The organism is Bradyrhizobium sp. UFLA05-108 (assembly GCF_059803455.1).
This window is the reverse complement of record NZ_JBANAZ010000146.1, coordinates 1-5,494: the sequence shown is the minus strand read 5'-3', so window position 1 is coordinate 5,494 and position 5,494 is coordinate 1. Positions and strand designations below refer to the sequence as shown.

The 5,494-nt window shown below is 60.3% G+C and carries 5 protein-coding genes and 2 pseudogenes; 5 read left to right on the top strand and 2 right to left on the bottom strand.

What is annotated here, in order from left to right; all coding sequences use genetic code 11:
• Nucleotides 1-238: DUF1326 domain-containing protein (locus SO140_RS45245; RefSeq protein ID WP_498544135.1), on the bottom strand; the 238-nt coding region annotated here is incomplete at its 3' end.
• A gap of 1,072 nt (nucleotides 239-1,310) precedes the next feature.
• On the opposite strand from SO140_RS45245, the gene SO140_RS45240 reads away from it, so the two are divergent.
• From SO140_RS45240 to SO140_RS45220, 5 genes and pseudogenes are all read left to right on the top strand, one after another.
• Complete coding sequence (locus SO140_RS45240; protein ID WP_474803271.1) at nucleotides 1,311-1,865, top strand: hypothetical protein; 555 nt, start codon at nucleotides 1,311-1,313, stop codon at nucleotides 1,863-1,865.
• Nucleotides 1,866-1,992: 127 nt separating this feature from the next.
• Nucleotides 1,993-2,547 (top strand): DUF4142 domain-containing protein, encoded by a 555-nt coding sequence (locus SO140_RS45235; protein ID WP_474803268.1) that lies wholly within the window; start codon nucleotides 1,993-1,995, stop codon nucleotides 2,545-2,547.
• Nucleotides 2,548-2,655: 108 nt separating this feature from the next.
• Nucleotides 2,656-3,554 (top strand): annotated as a pseudogene (locus SO140_RS45230) (SDR family oxidoreductase).
• A 631-nt stretch (nucleotides 3,555-4,185) separates the two neighbouring features.
• Nucleotides 4,186-4,584 carry a hypothetical protein gene (locus SO140_RS45225; RefSeq protein ID WP_474803265.1) on the top strand — a complete coding sequence of 133 codons (399 nt, stop codon included), beginning with the start codon at nucleotides 4,186-4,188 and terminating at the stop codon, nucleotides 4,582-4,584.
• 44 nt (nucleotides 4,585-4,628) lie between these two features.
• Entirely contained in the window at nucleotides 4,629-4,877 is a 249-nt protein-coding gene (locus SO140_RS45220) for a hypothetical protein (RefSeq protein ID WP_498544134.1), read from the top strand.
• A gap of 333 nt (nucleotides 4,878-5,210) precedes the next feature.
• On the opposite strand, the pseudogene SO140_RS45215 reads toward SO140_RS45220, so the two are convergent.
• Nucleotides 5,211-5,494, bottom strand: a pseudogene (locus SO140_RS45215) (hypothetical protein); the annotation flags it as partial.

Sequence of the window (5,494 nt, the reverse complement as noted above, 5' to 3'; positions counted from 1 at the left end):
TCCCGAACTTCACATTCCGCGCGCAAGCAAGATCGCGCCGGAGATCATGAGAGCTAGACCGGCCGCGTGACTCAGTCATGTTAAACAGCACCTGGCGCTGCTCAGCCGTCGCGCGCTCATCGATGATGGGCTGCATCTTCCCGTTGCCTTCGTGCAGCGCTCCCGGGAAATCGACGGTGGCCGCGAAACAGAGACCATCGAGCCTCGTGCCCTCGAAATGGCCTTTGCCGATCCTCATGCCGACCAGCCCCTTGCAAAAGCAGCCGGGCATTGAAATCGCAGGGGCAGCCAAACGCGCAATTACAATTCTTGATCCATTCGCCTTCGAGACGCCAGTCCGATGCAGCCATGGCATATCTCCTGATGTGAGGAGGACGAGGCAGCCGCTTGAAAATGCCGTTGAGCGTTAAAGTCGTTAGCGCGGAAACTGCGAGCGGGATCGATCCTCGATCAAAAAGCCGGCTCGCACCGAAGTCTGTCTTGCGGACTGCAATCTAAGGTCCCAATCGCGCGAGCATATCAGCGGCTGCTCGGGGCGTACAGCGAGGCGCTACCCCTGCGGGCATCCGCGACGAACGACAGCGCCTATGACCTAATGGGTAGAGGCTGTCGGTACCAGGTTTCGGATGGCTCATCTGCATGACCTGCGGCAGACGTGGCACCATCTCAGGGGAGGATCAGAGCCGACATGATGGGCGCATGTAGCTCGCCGCAGAACGACCCTACGCCACCCCCGATGCCGCCGCGCGCAAGTTGGTCGTGATCGCTAGGGGCATCGAGTCCGTCCAGGCGGACGCATCCATCGAGAAGATCAACGCGCCGTTCCTCTACACGCTGAAGGCCAGCGGCCCGGAGTTGGGCGCGCCGGGATCAAGGCCTAGGCGGCCGTACGTCATGGATTCATGCCCATAAGAAGCGCCGCTACGAGCAGTGCCACGCCAATAAAAGCAACGCCGAGGCAGACGCGCGCCGGGGTTGAATATGGGTCGACTTGGGTTCGTTAATCATAGAAAGCCAATCAGGGACAGGTGCGTTGGTTCCTCGGCTGAAAAGCCATTCGCGGATCTCGCGAAAGCGGCCCCAGCTTCGAGGATCGCTGAGGCCGCCAACGAGGCGCCAAGCCGGTCTGTATCCAGTGGCGGAAGCTACCCTTCAACTCGCCCTCGCTGCTGAGCGTTCCTATTCGTAGGAACGTCTGCTCGTGGGCTCGGTTGGTCGGGCATTGCAAAACGAGGAAACTGAAATGTCGAAGATGGTGTTCTCAATTCTGACCGCGGCCTTGTTGGCTGGCGCACCGATTAGCCTCGCATATGCCCAAAGTGCTGGCGGAACTGGTAGTGCCGGTGCTGGTGCAGGTACTGGCGGTGTCGGAGCAGGCGCAGGAGCAGGAGCAGGTGTCGGAGCAGGCGCAGCAGCAGGAGCAGGCGCAAGTTCTGGCGGATCATCTGGCATGGGAGGCACGGCGGCAGCAGGCACCGCTGGATCGGCCGGAACGACTGGTACAGGAGCTGGAGCCAGCGGCACGACCGGCAGCGCATCTGGCTCGGCCGGCGGCCTACAGAGAGGTGCAATTCACCCAGGTCGCGGAGACTATCCTACCCGCCACCGGACTTACCGATTCGTCCGCTAAAAGGTGGCGTCGCCAATCACTGGGCGAAGTGATCGGGCCGCCTCCATATCGAGAAGATCAACGCGCCATTCCTCTCCGCGGCCAGAGCAAGCGGAGACAAGTTTGGACGAAACGCGCGATCGGACGCTACAGGCTCGAGATGCACGAGAGCGGGCCCTATGTGCGGCTCTTGAAGGTTGAGGCTGCCAACGACCTACCTTTTGCGCTTCGCTATGGCTTCCGTCCATTTCTTTGATCGCGCGAGAGCAAGCCCGCTCCGGCCGCTACGACTTGGAACAACGCCTTCGACAGAAGGTTGGTCGGCACTATGCATAACGTGCTGAGCGATGAAGCTGCGGCTAAAGTTAAAGGGACTAGAAATCATGAAACGGACAATAATTGCACTCGGCTGCTGTTTGCTTGCAAGCCCTGTGCTCGCGCAATCGGTCGGCGAGAAAACCGGCGTGAACTCGGTGCTCGGCGTGGCTCCCACCACGGCCGATTTCGTCAAGGAGGTCGCCATCAGCGACATGTTCGAGATCGAATCGAGTAAGCTTGCCGAGCAGAAGGGTAACGCGCAGGAGAAGACCTTCGCCCAACAGATGGTGACCGATCACACCAAGACCTCGGGCGAGTTGAAGCAGCTGGTCGACAGCGGCAAGGTTCGAGCCACGGCTCCGACCGTGCTCGACAGTTCGCACCAGAGCAAGCTCGACAAGCTCAAGGCCGCATCGGGCAAGGATTTCAGCTCGGATTACGACTCCTATCAGGTCAGCGCGCACAAGGATGCGGTATCGCTGTTCGAGCGTTATGCCAATGGCGGCGACAATCCTGAGATGAAGAACTGGGCCGGCAAGACGCTGCCGGCACTGAAGCATCATCTCGACATGGCGCAGGAGCTCGGCAAGGCACCGAGCGTCGGCCAGTCCAGCAAGTAAGACTTCCCGCTTCATCCGGATGCCGGCAGGCTGACCGGCATCCGATCGAACTCCTAGCAACGATGCTTCTTTCCGCGCGTTGAGAGCTGGAACCGGCGGAGAGAACTCATGAGCGGTAAGTCATCGGTATCGCGCAGGCACGTCGTTCACGCGGCGTGTGCGGGTCTTGCCGCGGCTTCGCTGCCTTCAGCAACGGCGAAAGGAAACGAGCACATGCCCGAGCAGGATCCGGTCGACCCGACATCGCGCTACCCGAAGCCGCCCTTCAAGAAGCAATCACAGCCCTGGCCTGGCCTTGCGAGCCAGATGGATCCGCGACCCGACCACGGCGAGATCAGCTACAAGGGCTCAGGCCGGCTCGCCGGCCGCAAGGCGCTGATCACCGGCGGCGATTCCGGCATGGGCCGTGCAGCGGCCATCGCTTACGCGCGCGAGGGGGCGGACGTTGCCATCAACTACGTGCCGAACGAGGAGCCGGACGCTCAGGACGTCGTCGCACTGATCAAGAAGGAGGGCCGCGTTGCCCTCGCCATCCCCGGAGATCTCCGGAACGAAGCATTCTGCAATGAGCTGGTCGAACGCGCCGTGCAAGGCTTCGGTGGACTCGATATCATCGTCTGCAACGCGGCGCGACAGCAGGCACGCAACTCGATTCTCGACGTCTCGTCGGAGGATTTCGATGCCACGATGAAGACCAATGTCTACGCGCCGTTCTGGATCATCAAGGCGGCGCTGCCGCACCTGAAACCGGGGGCTTGCATCATCGGCACCGCACCCGAGCAGGCCTATGATCCCTCTCCCGATCTCTACGACTACGCGCAAACCAAGGCGGCAACGATGAACTACGTCAAGTCGCTCGCAAAGCAGCTCGCCCCGCGCGGTATCCGCGTCAATGTCCCGGCCAGCCGGCGGAGTTGGCATCGATCTACGTCCAGCTTGCCGCGGAAGATGCCAGCTACGCCACGGGCCAAGTCTATGGCGCAGCGGGCGGCTCGGGACAACCGTAGCAATCATCCCCCCTGGGACGAAGGGGGACTGAGTGACGTCTATATCGTTTTGGGCAGAATAAATCGTTCAATAGATCGGAGTGGGCGAACCCTCGTATTCAGCTTGGAAGTCAGATGCTTTTGCAAGGTTTTTTAAGCGCACTTCCGACAAATCGCAGCCAAACGGCCCCATAGATTTCAAACGACAATTTCGCGCTGTCGGAAGCTTTCGAGGCTGCTGCTGTGGCGGGTCGCTCGCATTGTATCTGTCGCGCCACTGATTTGCGCTTCGCTCGCCGCGGCCCTCGAATAATGCATCGGAGACGCCGGCGGCGGAGTGCCCGGCGCCGAAACCGACCTGTGGTCCACTAAAAAAACACAATACCAGTCAGTTCGCCCAACTTGGAGATGACCTGGTCCTGGAATTCTGGATCGGTTGCCTCACCGGCCGGCCGCTGATGATGGAGGTGATGCCAGTAACGACCGCTGAGCAAGGCGGGCGGCTGGCTGCTACGGCGAGCCAGGTCTGGGTCCGTTGTCCGGTAATCTGGGCCGCCTATGGCCCTGCCCAATCGATTGTTGATCGCGAACGACCGCAAGTCGGCGCCCTCGGGCGAGGTGCTGTCGCCAGCTCCAGGGAGAGCCCTTTGAAATGCTCCAGTTCGTCGATGATGTGCTGATCCCCCCTCGCCTGCGCCAAGCCGTCAATGGTGTCGCGCGCCATGGAAAATTGAGGGGGCAGTTCCGGATGGCGTTTGACATCAAGGGTCGCCACCGGAAATTTTCCAATACCGACCCGGCCGGACCGGCGGATGATCTCGAAATGAAATCAACGAAGCCAAAGGAATGGACCGAGACGAGCGAAAGCGGCTTTCGTCGATGGTGCGCGTCGGATCGTCGCGTCGGAAATAGCGCCCCGGCCGGCATACCGGGTCGGATGGCGCGGGAAATGGGATTGCCTGAAGAAATAATTGGGGTGCATGGGCCCTTCGAGGCCGCCGCTCCAGTTTGCGCTCGGGTCCTGAACCGCCCCAGGATTCACCATCACTGAATTCTGGGGTGTCCTCACTTCGAATCTGGCTGCATATTCGGCCCATGCCGCACTTGGATAACTGTCGAGGCATCCTGCGCCGACTGATAGCTAAGGGAGATCCAAATGCCGTTTCCTTGGCTGAAAGGGCTATCAACGAGTATCTGGAGGTCACCCCGGCCATGGCCCGCAAGAGCGGTCTCCGACTTCTCCAGCAGGACGTTCTAGCCCAGCAGAATGCCGTGGTTGGAGTTCAGCGCTCCTTTGCTGAAACCGTGAACGCCTATATCGAAACGAAGTTGGCGACGGAGTGAGGCTGCTCGGGACCGGTCTGCGCGCTGCAGCTCAGCTCCGCGATGACATCACGCGCACGATCAAGACGAACACTGCACCGATGATCAGACCCGCAAGTGCAAATAACATCCAGTTCTGGATTGGCAGGGTCGTAAAAGAGACTTGTCTTGCCAGCCACTCCACGGGCCCCGGGCTCCCGTCAGGATCGAATTTCTTTCGATGCTAAAGGAAGCCAACCCTCCCGCCACTCCGGACTACTACCAGCCTGGGTCGGCCAGCCAAAAGGTTCAGCCGTCAGCTCTTCCCCATGATCAGTCAAAGCAGTTGTCCTAATGATGTCTCCACGGCAATAGTTAATCCTGTTCATTAAGTGACTCGCCCGATTTGATTTGCGGTGCAGAAAGGTCGTGTCCTCGGAGGTGGTGTAGCTCTGTAGAGCAAAGCCGTCCGCACGCGCGCCCTCCAATAGCGCCGTAGCGGGCGGGCGGCTTTGCGGTGGTCACCGATGATTCGTCGGTAAGGTTTGGATTGCGACACCAACCTGATTCGAGGAACCACCGATGACCGACGACATGATGAACCTGCGGACGCTTGTAGAGAAGACCCCTGACGCCGATCTGCTGCGCGAGATGATCGG

Coding starts and splice junctions, on each gene's coding strand:
- SO140_RS45240 (WP_474803271.1), top strand. CDS start 1,311: ATGCCCAAAGTGCTGGCGGAACTGGTAGTGCCGGTGCTGGTGCAGGTA.
- SO140_RS45235 (WP_474803268.1), top strand. CDS start 1,993: ATGAAACGGACAATAATTGCACTCGGCTGCTGTTTGCTTGCAAGCCCT.
- SO140_RS45225 (WP_474803265.1), top strand. CDS start 4,186: ATGCTCCAGTTCGTCGATGATGTGCTGATCCCCCCTCGCCTGCGCCAA.
- SO140_RS45220 (WP_498544134.1), top strand. CDS start 4,629: ATGCCGCACTTGGATAACTGTCGAGGCATCCTGCGCCGACTGATAGCT.